This is a genomic window from bacterium (assembly GCA_030693425.1).
Classification (GTDB): Bacteria; Patescibacteriota; Minisyncoccia; order Minisyncoccales; family GWA2-46-15; genus GWA2-46-15.
Genome location: JAUYAM010000001.1, coordinates 30,332 through 53,724 on the forward strand (window position 1 = coordinate 30,332; position 23,393 = coordinate 53,724).

22 protein-coding genes and 1 tRNA gene are annotated in these 23,393 nt (G+C 44.3%); 9 read left to right on the plus strand and 14 right to left on the minus strand.

Going from position 1 to position 23,393, the window contains the following annotated elements; genetic code table 11:
- Positions 1–47 precede the first annotated feature (47 nt).
- The 7 genes from ftsZ to lepB form a co-directional block, all read right to left on the minus strand.
- Positions 48–980, minus strand: a complete 933-nt coding sequence (gene ftsZ / locus Q8N16_00135; GenBank protein ID MDP3093159.1) for a cell division protein FtsZ — start codon at positions 978–980, stop codon at positions 48–50.
- A gap of 10 nt (positions 981–990) precedes the next feature.
- Positions 991–2,178 carry a cell division protein FtsA gene (gene ftsA / locus Q8N16_00140; GenBank protein ID MDP3093160.1) on the minus strand — a complete coding sequence of 396 codons (1,188 nt, stop codon included), beginning with the start codon at positions 2,176–2,178 and terminating at the stop codon, positions 991–993.
- Between the two features lie 14 nt (positions 2,179–2,192).
- On the minus strand, positions 2,193–2,597 hold the full coding sequence (gene ybeY / locus Q8N16_00145; protein MDP3093161.1) for an rRNA maturation RNase YbeY: 405 nt from the start codon (positions 2,595–2,597) through the stop codon (positions 2,193–2,195).
- 73 nt (positions 2,598–2,670) lie between these two features.
- The gene (locus tag Q8N16_00150) at positions 2,671–3,216 is read right to left on the minus strand and encodes a GatB/YqeY domain-containing protein (protein MDP3093162.1); all 546 of its coding nucleotides are present in this window, start codon (positions 3,214–3,216) and stop codon (positions 2,671–2,673) included.
- A gap of 10 nt (positions 3,217–3,226) precedes the next feature.
- Positions 3,227–3,463, minus strand: a complete 237-nt coding sequence (locus Q8N16_00155) for a hypothetical protein (protein MDP3093163.1) — start codon at positions 3,461–3,463, stop codon at positions 3,227–3,229.
- Between the two features lie 73 nt (positions 3,464–3,536).
- Positions 3,537–4,826 carry a histidine--tRNA ligase gene (gene hisS, locus Q8N16_00160; protein ID MDP3093164.1) on the minus strand — a complete coding sequence of 430 codons (1,290 nt, stop codon included), beginning with the start codon at positions 4,824–4,826 and terminating at the stop codon, positions 3,537–3,539.
- A 1-nt stretch (position 4,827) separates the two neighbouring features.
- Positions 4,828–5,376: a signal peptidase I gene (gene lepB / locus Q8N16_00165; GenBank protein MDP3093165.1), complete on the minus strand. Its 549-nt coding sequence runs from the start codon at positions 5,374–5,376 to the stop codon at positions 4,828–4,830.
- Positions 5,377–5,495: 119 nt separating this feature from the next.
- Here lepB and pth point away from each other — a divergent pair, with 119 nt between their 5' ends.
- Entirely contained in the window at positions 5,496–6,068 is a 573-nt protein-coding gene (gene pth, locus Q8N16_00170; GenBank protein MDP3093166.1) for an aminoacyl-tRNA hydrolase, read from the plus strand.
- Positions 6,069–6,182: 114 nt separating this feature from the next.
- Here the strand turns inward: pth and Q8N16_00175 are convergent, their stop codons facing one another.
- Positions 6,183–6,368, minus strand: a complete 186-nt coding sequence (locus Q8N16_00175) for a hypothetical protein (GenBank protein ID MDP3093167.1) — start codon at positions 6,366–6,368, stop codon at positions 6,183–6,185.
- A gap of 428 nt (positions 6,369–6,796) precedes the next feature.
- On the opposite strand from Q8N16_00175, the gene Q8N16_00180 reads away from it, so the two are divergent.
- From Q8N16_00180 to Q8N16_00215, 8 genes are all read left to right on the plus strand, one after another.
- On the plus strand, positions 6,797–8,830 hold the full coding sequence (locus Q8N16_00180; GenBank protein MDP3093168.1) for a CarD family transcriptional regulator: 2,034 nt from the start codon (positions 6,797–6,799) through the stop codon (positions 8,828–8,830).
- Between the two features lie 113 nt (positions 8,831–8,943).
- Positions 8,944–9,117 (plus strand): helix-turn-helix domain-containing protein, encoded by a 174-nt coding sequence (locus Q8N16_00185; protein ID MDP3093169.1) that lies wholly within the window; start codon positions 8,944–8,946, stop codon positions 9,115–9,117.
- Between the two features lie 54 nt (positions 9,118–9,171).
- A complete protein-coding gene (locus Q8N16_00190; GenBank protein MDP3093170.1) occupies positions 9,172–10,302 on the plus strand; it encodes an LAGLIDADG family homing endonuclease in 1,131 nt (376 codons plus the stop codon).
- On the plus strand, positions 10,293–12,419 hold the full coding sequence (gene topA / locus Q8N16_00195; GenBank protein ID MDP3093171.1) for a type I DNA topoisomerase: 2,127 nt from the start codon (positions 10,293–10,295) through the stop codon (positions 12,417–12,419). Before Q8N16_00190 ends, topA begins: the two co-directional genes overlap by 10 nt.
- Complete coding sequence (locus Q8N16_00200; GenBank protein ID MDP3093172.1) at positions 12,400–14,163, plus strand: RelA/SpoT family protein; 1,764 nt, start codon at positions 12,400–12,402, stop codon at positions 14,161–14,163. The genes topA and Q8N16_00200 overlap by 20 nt, the downstream gene beginning before the upstream one ends.
- Positions 14,164–14,202: 39 nt before the next feature.
- On the plus strand, positions 14,203–15,441 hold the full coding sequence (locus Q8N16_00205; GenBank protein MDP3093173.1) for a glycoside hydrolase family 1 protein: 1,239 nt from the start codon (positions 14,203–14,205) through the stop codon (positions 15,439–15,441).
- Between the two features lie 57 nt (positions 15,442–15,498).
- Positions 15,499–15,581, plus strand: a tRNA-Leu gene (locus Q8N16_00210).
- Between the two features lie 6 nt (positions 15,582–15,587).
- Positions 15,588–16,382 (plus strand): hypothetical protein, encoded by a 795-nt coding sequence (locus Q8N16_00215; protein MDP3093174.1) that lies wholly within the window; start codon positions 15,588–15,590, stop codon positions 16,380–16,382.
- A 224-nt stretch (positions 16,383–16,606) separates the two neighbouring features.
- Here Q8N16_00215 and Q8N16_00220 read toward each other — a convergent pair whose 3' ends face one another.
- The 6 genes from Q8N16_00220 to Q8N16_00245 are packed head-to-tail and all read right to left on the minus strand — an operon-like array spanning position 16,607 to position 23,390.
- Complete coding sequence (locus Q8N16_00220) at positions 16,607–17,446, minus strand: bifunctional 5,10-methylenetetrahydrofolate dehydrogenase/5,10-methenyltetrahydrofolate cyclohydrolase (GenBank protein MDP3093175.1); 840 nt, start codon at positions 17,444–17,446, stop codon at positions 16,607–16,609.
- Complete coding sequence (glyA, locus tag Q8N16_00225; GenBank protein ID MDP3093176.1) at positions 17,447–18,787, minus strand: serine hydroxymethyltransferase; 1,341 nt, start codon at positions 18,785–18,787, stop codon at positions 17,447–17,449.
- A 14-nt stretch (positions 18,788–18,801) separates the two neighbouring features.
- On the minus strand, positions 18,802–19,917 hold the full coding sequence (gene tsaD / locus Q8N16_00230) for a tRNA (adenosine(37)-N6)-threonylcarbamoyltransferase complex transferase subunit TsaD (GenBank protein MDP3093177.1): 1,116 nt from the start codon (positions 19,915–19,917) through the stop codon (positions 18,802–18,804).
- 12 nt (positions 19,918–19,929) lie between these two features.
- Positions 19,930–21,018 carry an alpha-galactosidase gene (locus Q8N16_00235; GenBank protein ID MDP3093178.1) on the minus strand — a complete coding sequence of 363 codons (1,089 nt, stop codon included), beginning with the start codon at positions 21,016–21,018 and terminating at the stop codon, positions 19,930–19,932.
- Positions 21,011–22,093 (minus strand): L-threonylcarbamoyladenylate synthase, encoded by a 1,083-nt coding sequence (locus tag Q8N16_00240; GenBank protein ID MDP3093179.1) that lies wholly within the window; start codon positions 22,091–22,093, stop codon positions 21,011–21,013. The genes Q8N16_00235 and Q8N16_00240 overlap by 8 nt, the downstream gene beginning before the upstream one ends.
- Before the next feature lie 4 nt (positions 22,094–22,097).
- Positions 22,098–23,390 carry a sugar phosphate nucleotidyltransferase gene (locus tag Q8N16_00245; GenBank protein MDP3093180.1) on the minus strand — a complete coding sequence of 431 codons (1,293 nt, stop codon included), beginning with the start codon at positions 23,388–23,390 and terminating at the stop codon, positions 22,098–22,100.
- Positions 23,391–23,393: the final 3 nt, after the last annotated feature.

Below are 23,393 nucleotides of genomic sequence, written 5' to 3' on the forward strand. Positions count from 1 at the left end.
CGGGCAAATCTGGAAAACCCCGCATAAAAAAGGGGTTTATCCCCAGCTCATTTCTGAAATCCGGTGGCAATCAGAGTCACTTTCATTTCTCCTGATTTTAACTTTTCGTCTTCTCTGGCGCCAAAAATCACTTTTGTTTCCGGCAAAATGCTCTTGGTAATACTGCTGGCAATGGCATCTATCTCAACCAGTTTTAAGTTCTTGGCGCTGATATTAAACAAAATCCTGGAAGCCTGATCCGGAGACGTTTCCAGCAAAGGGGAATTCAGGGCTTTAAAAACCGCTTCTTGGGCTCGGTTGGCCCCCCGGCCCCAACCTTGGCCGAAAAAAGCGCGGCCCGCGCCTTTTAAAATGGCTCTGACATCGGCAAAGCTTATCGTCACCAAAGACGGCCTCAAAATCAGGTCGATGATGGAAACGACTGCCTGGTGCAGAATCTCGTCGGCCAGAGAGAAAGCTTTGGTCAGAGGAGTATTTTTTTCCACCAAGGAAATCAGCTTGTCGTTGGAAATCAAAAGCAAGCTGTCAACTTTATCCTGGATATTTTTGATGCCGTTTTGGGCGATTGTCTTGCGGGACAGCCCCTCGAAAGCAAAAGGCTTGGTGATGACGGCAACGGTCAAAACTCCCAGGTTTTTGGCAATCTCGGCGATTACCGGAGTGGCTCCAGAGCCGGTGCCGCCGCCAAAACCCGCTGCCAGAAAAACCATATCGCTGTCTTTTAAAAGCGCTTCTATCTCCTGCCTTTGCTCCTCGGCCGCCTTCCGGCCGATTTCCGGATTCATACCGGCTCCCAAACCCTGAGTGACTTCTCTGCCGATCCTCAACTTTACTTCAGCTTGGTTCTTCCTGAGGTCCTGGGTGTCGGTGTTGACGGCAACAAGATCAACTGCGGGAATCTTGAACTTTGACATCCTGGTCAGAGCGTTGCCGCCGGCTCCGCCAATGCCAATTATTTTTATTCTCGGAACAATTTTCATATGAGTAATTTTAAGGAATAAAGGTTTTAAAGATTCCTTTGATCTTTTTAAAAACTCCTTTCTCGGAAAAAGAAAGCCCTTCATCGTTATATATCTTTGCCCCCTCCAAAACCAAACCGGCAACCGCTGACCACGAAGAGTCCTCGAGGCCAGGACTAAAACCCGCCGGCAGCCCGAGCCGGCAGTGAAGTTTCAACTCCTTTCTGGCAAAGTCGATTATCCCTAAGAGTTTGGCTCCGCCTCCGGTTAAAACAACACCCGCCGGCAGCTTGGTTTTATTAATTCTTTTAAGTTCCTTGCTGATCTCTCCGAAAATCTCTCTTGTCCTGGCCTCAATTACTCTCGCCAATGTCTTTTGGGAAAATTCCTGGCCGGCTCTGGTTTTTTTTCCAACCCTTCTGGAAGAAAAACCGGTGAATTCCTTTTTTATCTTTTCCGCTTCTTCGATCTCGGTCTTCAAGACAATGGCAATGTCATTGGTAATATTGTTGGATCCCAGAGGGAAAACCGAGGCCGAAATCAGATTCCCTTCCTCGAAAACCGCTAATCCCGTTGTCCCGGCACCAACGTCAATCACAGCCACTCCCAATTCCTTTTCCTTCTGGTCTAAGACTGCCTCTGAAGAAGCCTGAATCGAAGCCAAAACGTGTTCTATTTCCAGGTCGGCTCCGAGAACGGCTTCGGTCAGATTCTTGAGATACGGGGTAAAGGCCGTCAAACACAATGTTTTTGCCTCAAGGCGGATCCCTCTCAGGCCTTCGGCCTCTTTGATGCCGGCCTGGCCGTCAATAACGAATTCCTGGGCCAGAGTCTCCAAAATCTCCTGATTGGCAGACAAAGAAATGGTTCGGCTGGCCTGGAGAGCCCGGTCAACGTCGGCGTCGGAAATCTTTTGGTCGGCCCTAGAAACCGAAACTAATCCCCGACTGGGAATAAAAGCCAAGTGGCTGCCGTTGATATTGACGACAACGGAATTTACCTTTTTGTCCAAACCCTCCTGGCAAAAGCCAACCGCCTCACGGATTTTCCGGGAAACTTCAATAACGTTGATAACCACTCCCTTTCTCATTCCCGAATTCTCCACTTCTGACTGGCTGATAATTTCTAAAGCCTTGCTTTGAGGATTTTTCGAAGCCAGGAGAATCTTAACCGAGCTGGTGCCGATATCGAGGCCGGAAATTAAATTGCCCTTGGGCATAATTAATGTGTTTTTTAAGAAAGATGGCTCTCTTGTTTTCTAATCATCAGTTCGGCTTCTTTGCTCTCCCTCTCGTGATCGTATCCAAAAAGGTGCAAAAGGCCGTGAATCAAAACCCTTTTTGTTTCTTTTTCAAAGTCTTGGTCAAAAATCTTAGCATTCTTTCTGACTTCAGAAAGACAGATGAGCGTTTCTCCGAGATACCGATCTTGATTTGGGCCTGCAGGGAAAGTGAGAACGTCGGTTGGCCTGTTTTTCTGCCGGTACTCAAAATTCAGCTTTCTCATGGCCAGGGGTCCCAGGAAAACGACTGTCAGAGCCGACGACTCTTTTTTCTCTGCTTTTAAAACCTTTTCAATGACTTTTTTAAAAAAACTTCTAGAAAACTTTTTCCCGAGATTGACAAAGCGGACTTTCATTCTTGGTTTTGCGAACCCCGCACCACTCTCGCGACAGACTTGTGAATTCGTTTTGACAGAAAGGCGAAGCCGCCTATCGGCTCTGGTCATTATGTTTTCGTTGAGTTATCGATGGAGTGGTGCGGGGCGAAAGCAGTTCTTTGACTACTTGGCTGACCAGGGAGCCGTCGGCCCGGCCCCTCTTTTTGATCTCGGGCATCAAATCTTTCATCACCCTGCCAGAATCGCCAACGGCCTTAGCTCCAGTCCTGGCAATCGCCTCAACGATCATTTTTCTGACTTCCTCTCCAGAAATAGCCTCCGGCAGATAAGCTTCCAGGATCTGCAGCTCCTCTTCCTCTTTTTTAGCCGAATCGCGGCGCCCGCCTTGATTAAAACCGGCGATCGCTTCCCTCCTCTTTTTTGCTTCAGAAGCGACGACTTCAAGACTTTCTTCTTCCGTCAATCGGCTCAACTCGTCCAATTCCTCCAAAGAAGCGGATTTGCTCAGCTTGGTTCTTTTCTCGATTTCCCGGTTGTTAAGGCTGGCCAAAAGCAGCCTCAAAACCGAGACTCTCAATTCCTGTTTCCCAAGCTGGGCTTCTTTTAACTCCTGATGGATGCGGTTAATGAATTCCATCTGAGTGGTTTTATCTGCGGCGGAATTTTGGCGGCAATTTTCCCAGTTTTTCCAGTTTCAGGTATTCTGCCTTAAGCTCTTCCCGGCGCAGGGCCTGCTTTTTTCTCGCCGTCTTTGACTTGATCCTGCCCTTGAATCTCTTTTTCCTCGCCCCGATCAAAATGCCGCTCCGCTGGACTCTCTGGCCGAATCTCCGAACCAAAGACTGACTGGTTTCCCGATTTTGTCTTTTTACCTCTAGAGCCATGGTAATAAGTAATTAGAAATTAGTAATTAGAAATTAAGAAATTAAGAAATTAAGAATTAGAAATTCGGCCTCGCTATTTCTTTAGCCTTTTTTTAATTTCGGCAACCGCCTTTTCAAACTTGACGGTTTCCTGAGTCCCTTTTTGCATATCTCTCAAGATAACCGTCTTTTCCAAAGCTTCTCTCTGGCCCAAAATCAAAGCGTATCTCACCTGCAAACGGTCTGCCCTTGAAAGCTGGACTTTCAGGCTGTCCTTGGAAAAAGATTCTGCCAGGGGAATTTTAGCCTTGCGGAACTCCTCAAAAAGTTTCAGGCTTTTCTTCTTTGCCAGATCCCCAACCTGAGCTAAGAAGATTTCTTTCTTGACTTCGCCGGAAACTCTCGAGCCGCCAAGCTTGATGCCGGCGACGATCCTTTCGACTCCGGCAGCCGCGCCGCAGGCCGGAACGTCTTTGCCGCCGACGATTCTCCCGAGATTGTCAAACCTTCCGCCGCCGACCAAAGCGATCGGCAGAGCTCCTTCCTGAGAAGGGCTGTCGGCAAAGATCTCAAAAACGGTTTTCGTATAATAGTCGATTCCCCTGACCAGATAGGGATTGAGGCGGTAGGGCAGCCCCAGTTCGTCCAGAAACTCCAGAACCGCTTTAAAATGATCGTGACACTCTTCGCAGAGGTGATCGATGATCTGAGGAGCCTGGGCTCTGATCGGCTGGCATCTCTCTTCCTTGCAGTCTAAGACCCTGAGAGGATTTTCCCTGGCCCTTCTTTTGCAATCAAGGCAAAGGGAATTGAAACGGGATCTTAAATAACTCGTCAGGATCTTTTTGAAATAGGGACGGCAGCAGCTGGCGCCGATTGAATTGATCTCGATCACCGGATTCTTAAACCTCAGTTCAGACAAAAGATTGTAAAAGATCTGGATTACCTGGGCGTCAATCGCTGGGCTCTCTTCGCCGAAAACCTCAAGGTCTATCTGATGAAACTGGCGGAACCTGCCCGCTTGAGGGCTTTCGTAGCGGAAAACCGGGCCGATGGAAAAAAGCTTCACCGGCTGGGGCAGATTCAGCATCCCGTGCTGAAGGAAAGCCCTCATAATCCCGGGAGTGAACTCCGGCCTCAAGGCCAAAGCGTCCCCTCCTCTGGTCTTCAAAGAAAACATCTGCTTTTCGACGATCTCGGTTGTCAAGCCGGTCCCCTTTTCGTAAAGCTCCAAAAACTCAATAATCGGGGTGTCGATCTTGTCAAAGCCGTAAAAAGCGGCCAGATTCTCAGCCAGACTATAGACCTTCTGAAAATATCTCTGGTCCTCGGGCAGAATGTCGTGCATGCCCTGAGGCGATTGGAACTTTTGTCTTTTTGCCATTTTAGTAAGTTGGCGCGTTAATTTCGCTGACCTCGCCCAGCGGCCAGAGCCGAAAAAGAACTCGGCCGATGATATTGCTTTGCGGCAAAACGCCCCAAGACCGGGAATCCGAAGAAGAAAGCCGGTTGTCTCCCAGGACAAAAAACTCCTTCTCTTTTAAGGTCAGGCGGATATCGCCGGTAGTCAAATCCTCTTCCGGCAGGTAGGTGTTTTCCTCTAAAATCTTTTCCTGGCCCTGCTCGTCAAAAATCCTGATTTTCTGGTCTTTTATCTCCAGGGTTTCCCCGGGCAGGCCGATAATCCTTTTGATATACCTCTGGGAAGGGTTGTATGGGTATTTAAAGACAACTACCTCGCCCCTTTTCGGATCCCTGAGGCGATAAGAAAGTTCGTCGATAATTAAGTAATTGCCCTGCTGGAAATTCGGCTCCATTGACTGGCCCTTGACAATGAACGGCTGGAAAATAAAATACCTGATCGGCAGAACGATCGCTAAGGCTAAAAAAACAATTTTTAAAGTTTCCCAAACAAAGTTTAAAAAAGTCTTCATATTTATATGATATTTATGAATTATACTGGCTTTTTAGGAATAAAGCAAGAACAATGATATAATAAATAATCAATTACTAATTTCTAATTATTCTAATTCCTAATTACTAAATTACTAATATGCTCCTGATCGCGGGGCTGGGAAATCCCGGTCAAAAATACCAAAACACCTGGCACAACTTAGGCAGGCTGGCCGTCATCAACTGGCAAAAGGAATCCGGGTTCCCTGAGTTTCGTTTGGAAAGGAAATTCAACTCTCTGATTTCCAAAGGAGTCTTTGATAAAAAAGAAATTTTGCTAGCTCTGCCGGAAACTTTCATGAACAAATCCGGGCAAGCTCTGGGGAAAATCATTTCTTTTTACAAGATAAAAGCAGTAAATCTGATTGTTGTTCACGACGACGCCGATTTAAAAAAGGGGGAAATCCGGGTTTCCCGAAACCGGGGGACTGCCGGCCACAAAGGGTTAAATTCCATTGTCGGCGTTTTAAAAACCAGAAGCTTTGTCAGAATTAGGATAGGCGTCAGGCCAAAAAATTACGTCCCCGGGTCTAAATCTTTAGACAGATTTGTTCTTAAAAAATTCACAAAAGATGAAGAAAAAATCGCTGCCGAAGTGATTAAGAAAACAAATGAGGCGATTGAGATGATTTTGGAAGAAGGCTCAGAAAAAGCAATGGCCAAGTTCAACTGATGCCATATTAACACCTGCGGTCGCAGGTATTGTTATGCCAAACTATGAGTGAAGCTAAGCTTTACTCAAAATAAAAAGCCAGGGCGAATAAACAACCCTGGCTTTCCAAGGTCGTCAATCCCAATCCTCTTTAGGTCTGACAACCTTGAACTTTTTCCCGCACTTTTGGCAAGTTTTAATCTTGCCCGCGCGGGATGCTTCGTCGAGACTCCGCCCGTGATACTTTGCATTACAATGGGGACAATTCACGGTCGGAATCTCTTCGAAATGAATCGTCGTCTCGAGAATTAATTCTTCCATTTTTCTCACCTTCTTTCCTTTGAATCTATTCCATCTATCCCATCTGCCTATTTTTTTTCTTAGGCAGAACGGGCCGGAACCGTTTGCCGCAGCGCGAACAGGTCATAGAATGCTTCTGCCTCGCTGCATAGTCAACGGCATTTCCCCCCGTTTTGTTGCCACAATGAGGGCAACATACTGTTTGATCTCTTTGAACATCTGCCTTTTTCATTCTTCCTCCTGGATTCTTGAGTATGAAACCGCCACAAAATACGGGGCGGAAAATAAAATTTGTCCCCCGGCCTACTGACAAGCGCGATCATCAAGCAACATTTGCTGCCAACGATCCCCTTTAAGCTAGAAATCATTAAGGAGGGATAGATTTCCAGCAACTCGTCAGTAGACCGCGAGGCAAATTAATGTTTTGATTATAACAAACAATACCTAAATTGTCAATAGCAAGCTATCTCGTCGCCAGCCTCACCCCCTACTTTCTCAAGAAGAGGTTGTTTTGGTTTGAAAAGAACTTTGAGAAAATCCGTCAGCTGGCCAAAAGCCAGCCCTGGTGGCAAAGAAACTGCCTGTTTTTGGGAAAAGGTAAATCTTTTCTCTTTTCCAGTCTCGTCCAAAAACTCCTCGACCTTGGCTACGAAAGGGTCCAGGAAATAACTTTCCCGGGAGAGTTCTCTCAGAGAGGCGGCCTGATCGATGTTTTTCCGATAAACTCTCCGATAGCCTTAAGGCTTGAGTTCTTCGGAAACATTGTTGAAGAAATTCAAGAGATCTCTTTTAAAATACCGGATGAAAAAAGAGTCAGGCAGGTTCTCGAAGACAAGCTCAAATCCCAAAAGCTTTTCTCTGGCCTGAAAGGCCTGCTGCCCGGAGACTACGTCGTCCACCTTGACCACGGCGTGGCCAGATTTATAGGTATCTCGTATCTAGTATCTGGTAGCTGGTATCGGGAAAACGAAGTACCGGATACTAAATACAAAATACAAGATACCCCCCTTCGCCAAAGCTCCGGAGGGCAGGCAAAATACTATATTTTAGAGTATGCCTCCCAAGACAGGCTTTATGTTCCCTTAGGGTTAGAAAGAAAGCTGTCTAGATACGTCGGTTTTGTCGAGCCGAAAATCTCAAGACTGGGGTCCCAAGCCTGGCAAAAAACCAAAAGGAAGATAAAGCAAGAAGTCGAAAGGTTCGCCAAAGAGCTCCTCCAGATCTATGCCCAGAGGGAAATCGCCTCTCGGCCTCCTTACTCTAAAGACAAGGAGCTGGAATTGATTCTGGAAGCCGGTTTTCCTTTTCAGGAAACCGCAGATCAAATCAGAGCTCTGGCGGAAATAGAAAAAGACTTGGGCCGGTCAAAACCAATGGACAGATTATTGTGCGGCGACGTGGGATTTGGCAAAACCGAAGTCGCCCTCAGGGCAATGCTGATAGCCGTTTCTGCCGGCTGGCAAGCGGCTTTTCTTTGCCCGACCACCATTCTGGCAAATCAGCATTTCCAGAATTTCAAACAAAGGCTAAAGAATCTGCCGGTCGGCCTGGCCGTTCTTACCAGGCTTCAGACCAAAAAAGAACAGAAAGAGACCGTCGAAAAACTGAAATCCGGCAGAGTTGATATTCTCGTTGGCACCCACCGGCTTTTGTCAAAAGACGTTTCCTCCTGCCTGTTTGGAAAAGGCGGGGGGCTGCTGGTGATTGACGACGAACAAAGATTCGGAGTCAGACAAAAGGAAAAACTGAAAAAGATAAGAGCTTCTCTTGATATCCTTTCTTTGTCGGCCACGCCCATACCAAGAACCCTTTACCTGGCTCTTTCTTCTTTAAGAGAAATGAGCCTGATTCAGACTCCGCCAAAAGATCGCCTGCCGATCAAAACTTTCATAATCCCCTGGTCGGAAAAAACAGTTAAAAAGGCTGTCGATAATGAGATTTCAAGGGGCGGCCAGGTGTATTACCTCCACAACCGAGTTGCCACTATTGAAAAAGCAAGAGCCTCGCTGGAAAAACTCCTGCCGAGAGTCAAAATTGGCCTGGCTCACGGCCGAATGAAAGAAAAGGCTTTGCTAAAAGTGATGGCTGATTTCCAGTCAAAAGAAATTGATCTGCTTTTGGCGACGACTATCATTGAAAATGGGATTGATTTTCCCAACGTCAACACCTTGATCGTCGAAGACGCCAGCCGGCTGGGCCTGGCCCAGGCCTACCAAATCAGAGGCAGAGTCGGCAGGTTCTCTTCCCAAGCCTTTGCCTATTTCCTGCACCCGCAAAGACTTCTAATGAAAGCTAAACAAAGATTGACTGCCTTAAAGCAGGCAGAAACTTTGGGTTCCGGCTGGCAGATCGCCATCAAAGACCTGGAAATCAGAGGAGCCGGCAACATCTTAGGGAAAGAGCAATCCGGCAGCATCAACCAAGTTGGATTAAACCTCTACTGCCAAATGCTTTCCGAAACAGTGGCCAGACAAAAAACCTAAAAAAAGTGTATCCTGAAAAAACTTGGCAAAAAAATTGAAATAAGCCGCTAAAATCGTATCAGGTTTTGCTAATTGTTGCTTGACAAACATTTCGTAAGAGCTACAATTAAATAATGGATAAGCTTCTTACTCCAAAACAAGTAGCAAATAAATTAGGCGTTAGCGAATATACAATCTGGCGATATATTAAAGCTGGAAAACTTAAGGCTATTAAGCTTACTCTCAGAAATTTTAGAATTGAGGAAAAAGATTTAATTCAATTTCTTAAAAAACATAAAACAAAATGAAAGAAAAATTAAATAGTCGTGTTTTCGTGCTAAATTTAAATTATTTAACTAAGAATGTATAAATATTGGTCAAATAAAGAGGTTTCTCTTCTAAAAAAGTTTTATCCTAAATTGATAGTTAGAGAATTGGCAAAGATGTTTCCAAATCGAACTAAGGCCACAATTGCAGTTAAAGCATTTAGCTTGGGTCTACCATCAGCAAAATTATGGCAATCGGAAGAAAATGATATACTTTACAAAGATTTTGCTGAAGCATCAGAAGAAAAACTTCTAAAGCTTTTACCAAAAAGATCATGGTCAGCAATCTTAGCCCAAGGAGAAAGGATAGGATTAAAACGCAAGATAGATGGGCCTAAATTAAGAGTTAATGAAGATTATTTCAAAAAGTGGTCTTCTAATATGGCTTATATTCTCGGGTTTATTTTTGCTGATGGCTCAATTATTAAAGTAACCCACAATGGATGTAGCGACAGATTAAGCTTTGGTCAAAGTAGAAAAGATATAGATATATTAAGAAAAATAAAACAAAAGTTTTCAGCAGAACAAACTTTATCAATAGGGGAAAAATATGTCCATTTTTCTATCCATAGTCAAGTAATCGTTGATGATTTAAAGAAGTTAGAGGTGACATACAGAAAAAGTTTCCGAAAAACTCGTGGGAAAATTCCAAATATTCCTTATAAATACATACGGGATTTTATCCGCGGCATAGTAGACGGAGACGGGAGCATAAATTTTAACAAAAAGGGCCGACAAAAGGGCTACCCAAATTTAAGCATTTGCGGCAAAAAAGAAGTTATGGCCTTCATTAGAGATCATTTTCTTTCTAAATTCAATATTTATTCTAAAATTAGCCAAGGGAAGAAAAATGGTAAACTATCCAATGTTTTTTATATTTGCTATAGATGCAATTCGGCTAAAACTTTGATAAATTATCTTTATAACAATGCTAATTTGTATCTCAAAAGAAAGTTTAAATTAGCAAAACAATGTTCGAAAATAGAAATGAAACATAGAAAAAATTACAATAAACAAGAAAATAAAATTATACAAGAATTTTATTCTTTGTTACCTAAAAATAAGTTTTTCTTGAAATTACCAAATCGAAGTTGGTCAAGTATTCAACAGCAGACACGAAAATTAGGAATTTATAAATATAAGATAAAAAATAAATTATGCGCTTGATTCTGGTGGAAAGCCCTACAAAATCAAACACAATCAAAAAATTCCTTGGCAAAGACTATGAAGTGGCAGCCACTTTCGGTCATATTAGAGACTTGCCTGAAGGCAATTTTGGCATTGATCTGAAAAACAACTTTAAACCAGAATATGTCATCCCAGCCAAAGCGAAAAAAACTATTGCCAGTTTGAAAAAACTGGCAAAAACAGCAGAAAGCGTAATTTTAGCGGTTGACGAGGATCGCGAAGGAGAAGCCATTGCCTGGCATTTAACCAAGGCTTTGGGGCTCAAAAAATATCAACGAATCGCCTTTCACGAAATTACCAAACCAGCGATTGAAGAAGCTTTAAAAAACCCCAGGGAGATTGACATGAATTTGGTCAACGCCCAGCAAACAAGAAGAATCTTGGACAGGATCGTCGGCTACAAACTCTCTCCTTTCCTGTGGAAAAAGATTGCCTGGGGCCTGTCAGCCGGCAGGGTCCAATCGGTCGCTGTCAGGCTGATAGTCGAAAGAGAAAGGGAAATAAAAAGCTTTATCCCTCAAGAATACTGGCAGATAAAAGCTCTTTTGGAAAAGTTAAACCTCAAGGGTTCGGAATTCGAAGCCTTCCTGGCCAAAAAGAATGATAAGGCTGTTTCCAAGCTCGAAATTAAAACTGAAAACGAAGCTTCCGAAATCGTTAAAGACTTGGAGGGAGCAGACTACAGAGTAATCGATATCGAAAGAAAAGAGACCAGAAAATCTCCTCTGCCGCCTTTTACCACTTCAACTCTCCAGCAGGAAGCCTGGCGAAGGTTTCATTTCTCGGCCAAGATGACAATGCGGCTAGCCCAGCAACTTTATGAAAGAGGGCTTTGTTCTTACCACCGCACCGATTCTTTTAATCTTTCGGAAATCTCTTTGGCCGCCGCCAAAGAATATATACTGAAAAACCTCGGCAAGGAATACTGGCCGGGATTTTCCAGGAAATACAAGACCAAATCCAAATCAGCCCAGGAAGCCCACGAGGCGATCCGGCCAACGGATCCTTTCAGGGATCCGCCCTCCGTAGCCTTGTCGCCGACGCGCCATAGCCGCTTTGGCGACGGCACGGCGAAGGAGGGCTTTGCCGAAGCGGCATTCAAGCTTTACGCCCTGATCTGGCAAAGGTTCCTGGCCTGTCAAATGTCAGAAGCGATTTTTGACTCAACTATAGTCGACATTCTCGCTGAAAAACCTAAAAGTTCGACTGTCTATGCCCTTCGGGCAACCGGCCAAACAATGAAATTTGCCGGCTTTCTAAAGGTTTACCCTCTGAAATTTGAAGAGATAAATCTGCCTTATTTGGAAAAGAATGAATCTTTAAAGTTGATAAAGGTCTCCCCTTCCCAACATTTTACCCAGCCGCCGAATCGCTATTCTGAAGCGACCCTGGTAAAAGCTTTAGAAAAGTTCGGCATTGGCCGACCCTCGACCTACGCCCCGACTCTGGAAACCATCCAAACCAGAGGCTATGTCCAGAAAGACGAAAAAAAGCTCTTTTTCCCCGCCGATATAGGCTTCCTGGTCAACGATCTTTTGGTTAATCATTTTCCCAAAATCGTTGACGTCGCTTTTACGGCCAAAATGGAGGAAGAGCTGGACCAAGTCTCTTCGGGAAAAAAAGAATGGCTGCCGGTCATTGAGGAATTCTATATTCCTTTCAAAGAAAATTTAAAAACAAAAGAAAAAGAAGTTTCTAAAGAGGACCTTCTCAAGGAATTCTCCAAAGAAGAGATAAAAGAGACTTGCCCTCTCTGTCAGAGCCTCCTGAATGTCAAATTCAGCAGGTATGGAAAGTTCTATGCCTGTTCTAAGTTTCCCGAATGCAAATACAAAAAAAATCTCCTTGTTTCCCTTGGAATAAAATGCCCGAAATGCCAACAAGCAGAAATAGTTGAAAGAAAAACCAGAAAGCAGAAAAGGTTTTACGGCTGCTCTAGGTGGCCCGACTGCGATTTTGCTCTTTGGGACAAACCCACCGGCCAGAACTGTCCTGCTTGTGACTCTTTGATGGTTAAAACCCGCTGGCGCAAAGAAAAATGTTCTAACAAAGACTGCAAGACTAATTCCTACGGCGATGCCAAAACAGACTCTTGAAGAAATTCTAAAAAACTATCCCGAAGCCAAAGACCGAGAATTAATCTCCAGGGCTTTTGAATTTGCAAAGAACGCCCACCTAGGCCAGAAAAGGCTCTCCGGCCAAGACTACATCATCCATCCGGCCAGAACGGCCCTTATTCTCAGCCACTTAAAACTCGATGCCGGCGCCGTCGCCGCCGGCCTCTTGCACGATGTTCTCGACGATACCAAGGTTTCGCCTCAAGAACTTGAACAAAGGTTTGGAGGAGAAATTGCTTTTCTGGTCAAAGGCGTATCGCGCCTCGGAAAAATCAGGCTTCCAAGACAGAAGCTCGAAATCGGGCCGATTGAGAAAAGGGCCAAAAGGCTGGTCGGCCTGGAAATCGAAAATCTCCGGAGAATGTTTTTCGCCATGACCGAAGACATCCGCGTCATCATCATCAAGCTGGCTGACCGGGTTCACAACATGGAGACTCTGGAATTTATTCCCAAAGAGAAACAGCAGCGGATCGCCTTGGAAACTATGGAGATTTTCGCCCCCTTGGCCAACCGCCTGGGCATCCAGACAATAAAAACCAAACTGGAAAACCTCGCCTTCCCCTATCTTTACCTTAAAGAATACCAGTGGCTTTTGGAAAATAGCGAAGAAAGATATTCTGAAGCCAGAAAATACTTAGAGAAAACCAGGACGGTCTTGGAAAAATACCTGGAACAAGAAAAAATTCCTTTCATAAAGACGCAAGGCCGGCTGAAATCCCGCTTCAGCCTTTATCAAAAACTCTTAAAACACGGGATGAATTTTGATAGAATTTATGATCTGGCGGCTTTGAGGATAATTGTCAAAGATGCCAAGACGTGTTATGAGGTTTTGGGAGCCATTCACAAGTACTGGCGGCCGCTCCCGGGAAGAATCAAAGATTACATCGCTTTTCCAAAGCCCAACGGCTACCAGAGCTTGCACACGACCGTTTTCTGCCAAGAAGGAAAGATCATCGAGGTCCAGATCAGGACCGCCGAGATGCACAAAACCGCAGAACGCGGCGTCTGCGCCCACTGGGCAAGAAAAGAAGGCGTTGACTTGAAGCGGAAAGGCAAAGCCTTCGCCTGGATCGAAGAGCTGGCCAACTGGCAAAAGGAAAATCCGATCAGCCGGGAATACCTCAATGAGCTGAAGATTGACTTCTTTAAGAACCGCATTTTTATCTTCACCCCAAAAGGCGACATTATTGATCTCCCCGAAGGCGCCTGCCCGATTGACTTTGCCTACGCCGTCCATTCTGAAATCGGCAACCATTGCGTTGGCGCCAAAGTCAACGGCAAAATGCTTCCTCTTTCCGGACAGCTCAGGAACGGCGACGTCGTCGAAATCCTGATCGATAAAAACAGGGGGCCGAGCCGGGACTGGCTCAAGGTCGTTAAAACCGGCTTGGCAAAGTCGCACATCAAAAAACAAATCGAGCCCAATTTCTTTGCCGGCCTGAGACAAAGATTTCTGCGAATGAGAGATCTCCGAAAGCCGGTCAAAGAAATAATTCCTTCTGAGAAAATCCGGCCGGTCGTCAAAAAAGATTCCGTGACCGTCGGAGGAAAAAGCGGAGTCGCTCACTTTGCCGCCAAATGCTGCCAGCCCAGGGCCGGCGATAAAGTTACAGCTTATCTGACCAAAACCAGAGGCGCGGCCATTCACCGCAGCGATTGCCGGAATCTTAAAAAGTTAAAAACCCGCTGGCCGGAGAAGATCCTCGAGGCCGAATGGAAATGAGTAAATTATTCTGCTGTATTTAATTAATAATTGCGTCTTATGGAGGTCATAAAATTTCCTAAAGGATTTTTGTGGGGAGCAAGTACTTCATCTCATCAAGCAGAAGGCGGCAATTCGAATGATTGGACCGAATGGGAAAAAGCCAATGCTCATCAGTTGGCTCGAAAAGCCGGAAATAACTGGACAAAACAACAACAAGAAATGTTTCCGGAAATGTTTAGGCCGGAAAATTACATTTCGGGCAGAGCTTGCGATCACTACAATCGCTTTGAAAAAGATTTTGATATTGCCAAATTGCTAGGCCACAATGCTCATCGTTTTTCTATTGAATGGTCGCGAGTTGAGCCAGAAGAAGGAAATTTTAACGAAAAGGAAATTGAGCATTACCGGCAGGTCATTTTGGCCTTGCGCAAACGCGGCCTTGAGCCATTTGTCACCCTTTGGCACTGGACTAACCCGCTGTGGCTCCCAAATTGGGCATCAAACAAAGCCGTTGATCGCTTTATCAAATACGTTGAAAAAATCGTCTCCTCGTTAAAAAACGAAGTAAAGTTTTGGATTACCGTGAATGAATCAGAACTATATTCAGCCGGTTCCCAATTAACTTTACTTTGGCCTCCTGCCGGACGAAATTTCATTTCCTATATTTTAACAATAGAAAATTTAATTAAAGCCCACAAAGCAGCTTATAAGATAATTAAAAGCATTCAGCCAGAAGCGCAAGTCGGGGTGGCTACTCATAATGTTTATCTTGAAGCTTATAAAAATAGGCTGCGCAACGCTTTCGTTAAAAAAATCGGGGATTGGTGGATAAATTTTTATTTCTTGGACATGATTAAGAACCATCAAGATTTTATAGGATTAAACTATTATTTTTATTACCCAATTAAGGATTTTAGAATCTATCAAAACAAAAATGAGGAAATTTCTGATTTGGGCTGGGAAATATTTCCCGAGGGAATTTACCACGTTCTTAAAGATTTAAGAAAATACGAAAAGCCGATCTATATCACGGAAAACGGCCTTGCCGATGCCAAAGACGCAAAGCGGGAAAAATTTATCAAGAATCACCTCTATTGGATAAATAGAGCGATTCAAGAAAATATTGACGTGCGCGGTTATTTTTATTGGTCTTTGCTTGATAACTTTGAGTGGGATAAGGGTTTCTGGCCGAGATTTGGACTAATTGAGGTTGATTATCAGACAATGGAACGCAAAATTAGGCCTAGCGCTTATTTTTATCAGAAAATTTGCCAAACTAATAGTTTAATGATCTAAAATAATAAAAGAAAGATGACTGGAAAAAATACTGAAGCAAAGTGGCAATAAAATCACGGGCAAGTGGTGGAATGGTTTACACGCAGCTCTCAAAAAGCTGTGGACGCAAGTCCATGTGGGTTCGACTCCCACCTTGCCCACTAAATATGCCTGCCCATAAATTACCAGACAAAGATTTCTCTTGGACACCCAAATTAGCCTATGCGATCGGATTATTAACCACCGACGGCAATTTGAGTGGCGATGGACGAGATATGAGTATGAGGTCTTCGGATATCCAACTACTTAAAACCTTCAAACAGTGCCTGGGGTTGAAGAATAAAATAGCTCGATCAAAAAATGACGGTTGGGCAACAAAACCTTCATACAGAGTACAATTTGGCAACGTACAATTTTATCAATGGCTTCTAAAAATCGGGCTGTTTCCTGCTAAAACTTATACAATAGGTGAATTAAAAATCCCTGACGAATGTTTTCGGGACTTTTTAAGAGGACATCTTGATGGAGATGGTTCTGTTTGGACATATAAAGATAGGTGGAATACTTTTAAAAACGCTAAATACGTCTATACTCGTTTATGGGTGAGATTCATCTCTGCAAGCAAAAACCATATTCAATGGCTAAAAGAAAACATCAGTAAATTGACCAAACTAAATGGTCATGTCTGGGAAAGAAAACCGTCCCGATCATATCAAACTACGAGTATATGGGAAATAAAATTTGCCAAGAAAGAATCGATAAAACTACTCCAATGGCTTTATTACAAAAAAAATCTTCCTTGCCTTGAAAGGAAAAGAAAAATAGCTCTTCGGGCGATGGCAATAATTTCTAAAGAAAAAAGGCGTAAATATACGAAACAAGGACTTAATAATCTCAAGATTCCCGTGGGTCAAGTCAATAACCAGAAAAATTATCTTTGCCCTCGACTCAAAATCGTGTGAGGTAACCCCTCGTGTGGGCCTGCCCCGTATAATCGCCATCATGACGCGAAGCTGTAAGCTTTGGGAATGAAAAGATTTATACGGGGTTCGGGGAGTCATCCGACTCCCCGCCCAGTCGAATGACTGGGCGACTCCCTCTCCCGGCACCATTACAAAAAAGCTACGACCGTAGCTTTTTTGTATTAGATTGAAATCTGATATTTTTCTCTCTTTGACGGAGAATTCTAATTCCGTTGAATTTGGCTAATTTTAACTAAGTTTTCTAGAAGACAGGCGACGGCCAAAGGCCCGACGCCTCCGGGAACCGGCGAAATAAAGCCGGCTTTTTTGGAAACGCTTTTAAAATCAACGTCGCCGCAGGTTCTCCCGCTTTCAACGCTCGTGCCGCAGTCAACGACCGTAGCTCCCCTTTTTACCATCGAACCCTTGATCAGGCGCGGACTGCCGGCGCCGGAAATGATAATATCTGCTTTTTTGAGCTTACCGGCAATATTCTTTGTCTTTCTGTCGCAAACAACTACCTTCGCTCCTTGTTGTTTTAGCCAGATACTTACCGGCAGTCCAACTAAGCGGCCTTGGCCGACAACAACCGCGTTTTTCCCTTTAGCCCTGATTTTGTATTCTTTGAAGAATTTGGCAATAGCGGCAACCACCGGCGGCAAAACCTGATTACTCCCTTTGCTGAATTTCTCAAGACGCTTTTCACCCAAGCAATCTGGATCTTTTGCCGGCGGTATCAAATTCAAAAATGATTGGGTAGTAGCACGGTCAAACGGCAAAGGCAATTGGATAACCACTCCTGAATTAGCCCGGTCGCGGACAATCTTCTCAATTTCTTTTTTAAACTCTGCCTTGCTGATATTTCCAGGAAAACCGAGAGCTTGAAAACCGATGCCTGCCTTTTCGCAGGCCTCTCTTTTTTTCCTTAGATAAGTTTTGCCTACTTTGTCTTCGCCGACAAAAACAACCGCTAATTTTAATTTCAATTTGCGGTTTTTAATTTCTTGGGCGACTGCCAGCAAAATCCTTTCGCTCAACTTTTTCCCGTCAAGAATTCTTGCCATTTAAATGCTTTTAACCAGAAACTTGTGGCAAAGCTTTTTCACCCCGGCTTTTAAATTCAGCAAGTGTTTGTCTTCGAAAATAGCTTTTTTGAAGTTTTTTCTAGCCTGCTGGTCTTTTCCTTTATTCTTGCTGCCGATGTCTTCCAGATTAATCCTTTGCAGGTGCTCAACAATATTATTCAACCAGCCGGCAATCAAGGCCATTTCTTTTTCTTTCATGCCTCTCGTAGTTAAAGCTGGAGTTCCCAGCCGCAAGCCAGAAGGATAATAAGGAGGTCTTTTGTCAAAAGGAATAGTTTGACGATTGCAAATAATGCCGGCTGCCTCACAAGCCCAGGCAACTGTCCAGCCGTCAAGCCCTTTATTTGTCAGGTCAATCCAGACCATGTGGTTCTGGCTGCCGCCGCCAATTAGAACAAAGCCGAATTTCGTCAATTCCCCGGCTAAAATGCCGCTGTTTTTAACAATCTGTCGGGCATAATTCCGAAACTGAGGAGCGGCCGCTTCTTTGAGAGCGACTGCCAGGGCGGCGATGTTGTTGTTATGCGGCCCGCCCTGGAGGCCGGGGAAAACCGCCTGATCAATTTTGGCTAAAAGGCCTGAGTCTTTCTTTAATCCCCTTTTTGTCACCATAACCATCGCCCCTCTCGGCCCGCGAAGAGTTTTATGAGTGGTCGTCATGATAACGTCAGCCCAGTTTTTCGGCGAGGGATGAGCGTTGCTGGCAATAAGACCGGCGATATGAGAAATGTCGGCGACAAAATAGGCGCCGATATCATCTGCGATTTTGGCAAACTTGGCAAAATTGAAAATCTTGGTAAAAGCAGTGCCGCCGCAGAAAATGATTTTCGGCCGATGCTTTTTCGCCTGAGCTTCCAGCTCCAACCAGTTGATGTCTCCTTTCTTGGTTAGGCCGTAATAATGGGCTTGGTAATACTTTGAGGTCACTGAAGCGCTCTGGCCCATAGATAAATGCCCACCCATGGATAGATGCTGGGATAAAATTTTATCCCCGGGCTCACAAATCGCTCCCAAAATCGCTAGATTGCCTTCGCAGCCAGAATGAGGTTGGACGTTAACATAAGGTACTCCAAAAAGTTTTTTCGCCCGTTCAATCGCGATTTTTTCGACCTCGTCAACAAACTGGTTTCCCTGATAATACCTTTTGCCCGGATAACCCTCGCTGTATTTGTCTGTCAGAACCGAACCCAGAGCTTTACGCACAGCCTTGGAAGTATAATTTTCCGAAGGAATCATTATCAACGACTCCTGTTGTCGTTTTTCCTCGGCCAGAATCAAATTAGAAATTTCTGGATCGGTTTTGCTGAGTTTGTTTGTCATATTTTAATTATACCTTAAAAATTTAAGTTCGGCTGACGATCCAGAGAATCGATATCTTTGGCGAAATCTCCTCGCTTTGCCTGGAAGAAAGCGCAGACTCCGATCATGGCGGCGTTGTCGGTGAAGAGATTCTTGTGATACGGCTGGAAAACCTTTAAGCCGTATTCCCCTGCCGCTTTCCTCGCCGCTTTTCTTAAGGGCAAATTATTGATCACTCCCCCGCCCAAGACAACCTGTTTTGGCCGGTATTGTTCAATCGCCTTTTCTAATTTTATTATCAGGGCCTCAACCACCGTTTTTTCAAAGGAAACGGCAAAATCGCAGTAGAATTGTTTACCCGCCGTAGCCCTCGGGGCGAAGGCGGGCCTGTCCCCCGTTAATCCCAGCTTCTGCAATTTATACAGGCAAGCGGTTTTTAATCCGGAAAAACTGAAATTCAAGTCGCCCGAACCCGCCATGGGCACGGGTAAATCATAGATCGGCCTGCCGGTTTTGGCTAACTCAGAAATAATCGGCCCGCCAGGATATCCCAACCCCAGCATTTTCGCCACCTTATCAAAGGCCTCACCAGCCGCGTCATCTAAGGTTTCTCCTAAAAGCCGGTATTTGCCAAAACCTTTCATCAAAACCAACTGAGTGTGGCCGCCGGAAACCAAAAGGCCTAAAATGGGAAATTTCGGCCTCACGATAGAAAGCAATCTTTTACGTTTTAAGTTTTTGGCCTGCCCGCCTGAATTTTTCCTTGAAAAATTTGGGAGGGCGAAAGAAGAAAGCAAATGCCCTTCCATGTGGTTGACGGCGATTATCGACTTTCTATATTGTTTGGCCAACTCCTTTATCTTGGCAATTCCCACTTCCAAAGCTGGCGCTAACCCCGGACCAACCGTCACTGCCAAGGCGTCAATTTCAAGCCATCGGAGACCCGCTCTCCGTAAAGCTTCGTTGATAGTTGGTTCAATGAATTCCTGGTGTTTTCTTTTAGCCAAAGAGGGGTAAACCCCGCCGTAGGGTTTATGAAACTCTACTTGCGAGGCAATGACATTAGACAAAACGCGATCGTTTGAAGTGACGGCAACGCAAGTATCGTCGCAACTGGTATCAATAGCTAAAATGGTAAAACTCTTTTTCACGACACAAAATGGTTAATCTTTAAATAATGGAATAATAAATGAGTCTATTTGTTCTTTGGAAAGATTGGTTAAATCGTCTCCTAAAAACTTAAGTCCTCGGGCTTTTTTAATCAGTTTCAAAAGCTCATAAACTTGTTTTCTCGTAAAGCCTGTCGATTTCTCGCAGACAAAAACATCAGGGTCAAGATTCCAAAAAACTCGAGTCGAAAATCTATATTCAAGATTAACTTCCAATTGGCTAAGCTGCCGCGAATGCAACCAATGATTGATAAAAGGAACATTTCTAAGCTGGGGAAAGATAATGTCAGCGCTTATTCTCATCGCATCAACCTTGCCGACAGCCGGTTTCAACGGGCAACCGCAAGCAATAGTATAAACCTGCGGATAAAGGTTTTTAATATTGGCTAGGAATTCTCCGAACAAACTGTCTGGTATTCGGGAACCATCGTATTCCGGGTTAAAATGCTGAGCATAAAGAAAATCCAGTTTTAACATCTCGAAACCCCAGTCATTGATCAAAACTTCAAATACTCTTTCCAGATATCTTTTGGCTTCTGGGTTTCTAATATCAAGAATAAACCTTTCAAAGAAGGGAGTGCCAAACTTGAAAACTTTCCTGCCGTCAACTAGCCGACCACGCCTATCTCTAACCAGGTAATTAGAATGCTCTTTGATCAAAAGCGATCTTGGATCAACAAGAAAGGGAGCAATCCACAGGCCAGGTTTTAAGCCGAGGTTTTTAATTTCTTGGGCAACGAATTTCATTCCTCGGGGAAATTTGATTTTGTCTGACGAAAGCCAATCGCCCCATTGAGCCCAGCCATCGTCAACCAAAACGTATTCCAGGGGAGCAACTTTCCGGTTTTCGGCAATCCATTTTGCCTGGGAAACAATTTTCTCCTCGTCAATGTCAACGCCGAAAGCATACCAGGAACACCATCCGGTGGCCAGAGGCTTCAGGGAACCCCCCTTGGAAGAATCAACCGAGACCTCTTTTTCTCCGAACGGGGAATACCTGTTAACGGGTATTCTAATCCGGGGCAATTTACCGCAACTGCTCCACGATTGCCAACCATTTAATCTAATATTGTCTTTAATCATTATAAAGAATTTTTCTCGTATCTTCAGAAATCATTTTAATGTCTACCAATATTAATTTAATCCTTTTGTCTCGTTCAACCTTTCTTAAAATCGGCTTGATTTTCTGCAGCCACTCAATCGCTATCACGTTCCCTGGTTTTAGCATTTTTTCCAAGCCCAAGTCTAATAGTTCTTCACCTCTTTCCAAACGCCAGGTATCAATATGGAAAAATTGTGGGAGGTCCGACCTCCCACTTTTTATGGGGTATTCACGGATGATGGTAAAGGTTGGGGAAACAATATTGTCTTTGATTTTTAAGGCCTGGCCAAGACCTTTGGCAAATTGGGTTTTGCCCGAGCCCAACTCTCCCTGAAGGGCGAAAATAATCGGCTTTTTCTTTAATAGATTCTTGTACCTCTCAAAAATCGTTCTGGCAATCTTTTTAGTTTCTTCTTCAGAGCCTGATATAAAAGTATTCCTCGCTGTCGCCTTAAACTTTATTTCCCCTTGGCGTAAAACTTTAAGCTCGTTTAAAGTCGTATCAACCACGGTTGAGGGTGGATTATAGGGCAGGCGGCCCGCATCCAAAAACAAATCTGCCAAACCAAGGCGCTTTTTAGTGGTGTATTTTAAAACGTCGGCCAGACAATAAGGCGTTTTCTTTCCCGAGGTATTGGCTGAAGTGGAAGTTATCGGTCTGCCAAATTCTTTGATAATTTCCAAAGCCAAGGGATAATCGGGAATCCTGACGCCCAGAGTGCCGCGCCCTGCTTCCAAAATTCTGGCGGCTTTGCCCCGGCTCTTTGAAACCACGGTCAGGGGACCGGGCAAAAACTGCCGATAAAGGTTTTCTGCCGTGTCGTTAATCTCCACATACATTTGTGCCATTTTTCTGTCGGCAACGGCAACAGAAATCGGCTTTCCTCCCCGGCTGCCCTTGAATTCTAGAATCTTTTTAACCGCTTCTATATTAGTCGCGTCAGCGGCGATGCCATAACAGGTTTCTGTCGGATAGATAACTAAACCGCCGTTTTTTAAAACGGCAATGGCTTTTTTAATCGCTATCTTTTTGTTTTTGAGTTTAATAATCTTCACAAAACTATGTTTTTTTGGATTTTAAAATCTGTGTCTGAAATTTGGTAATCACTTTGCTGTTATCGGGCACATTTTTAAAAACAATCGTTCCCGGTCCAATGATGCAGTCAGATCCTATAAAAACTCCTGGCATTGTGCTTGAATGAAGGCCAAAGTAAGAATTCCTGCCGACGATCACTCCTAAGCGCGGCGAACCGGTATCGATTTTCCGGTTTTTTACAGTAATCAAAATATTCTTTTCGTCCAATCTAAAGTTGGCGGTAATTACGCCTGAGCCGAAATGACAGTTCGACCCGATGATCGAATCGCCAAAATAGCCGGAGTGGGTTGAACCAAAAAAGCCGGAACGAGTCGGGCTGCCCTCCTGAAAAACAGATCTAGTCACCTCGGCAGAAGCGCCTATAACAACATTATTTTCCAAGTTAACGTTTTCTCTAACCAGAGAGTGGCTGCCGATTAGGCAGTTATCGCCGATATAGCAAGGGCCCTTGATGACAGCGTTCTCAAAGACGGTGGTGTTTTCGCCGATAAAAACCTGGCCCTCGATAATGGCTTTAGGGGAAATTTTAGTCGTCTTGGATATTTTCGGAACTAAAAACCGTGAAAGCAAAAAACGTTCTATTGCAAAAAGCTGATGGGGGTATTTTAAAAACGACGGCCCTTCCTCTTCTTTGCCCTTGACTACCAAAACCTCCGTTTCAACCTTCCTGGCATACGCAGAAAGGGCTTTTTCAAAATCGTACTGTTCCTTGGGTACTTTTTCATAAGTCAGAAAAAATTCGGGCGTCAAAAGATCAATGACAACGGTCTTGATATTGGAAGGTTCTCGCCCGGGTTTAGGTTTTTCAACGATTCCAAGAACTCTCTTACCTTCCAATTTTAACATTCCGAACAATTGCGGGGTTTTTGTTTTCTGCCCCACAATAATCGCCTTCGGGGCCCCTTTTTGGTAACGCCTGATAAGGTCTTTAATTATGCTTTGGCAGTTAACAATCTCGGCGTTCAAAACAATAAACGGCCCTTTTAAAATGGGCTTTGCCTGCCAGAGGGCATCCCCCATTCCTTTTGGCTCCGGCTGAACAACATAGTCTATTTCATAAGAATAATTCTTCAATTCTTTTTCAATGTCTCTTTCGGGTCTTTGGACAATCACGATTTCTTTGATCCCCGCCTTTTTTAATTCGTCGAGCAAATAGCAAATCAAAGGCCGGCCCATGATTTTCAGCAAAGACTTGTGTTGGTAATTCAACGGCCAAAATCTTGAAGATTCTCCGGCTGCTAAAATTACTGCTTGCATGGT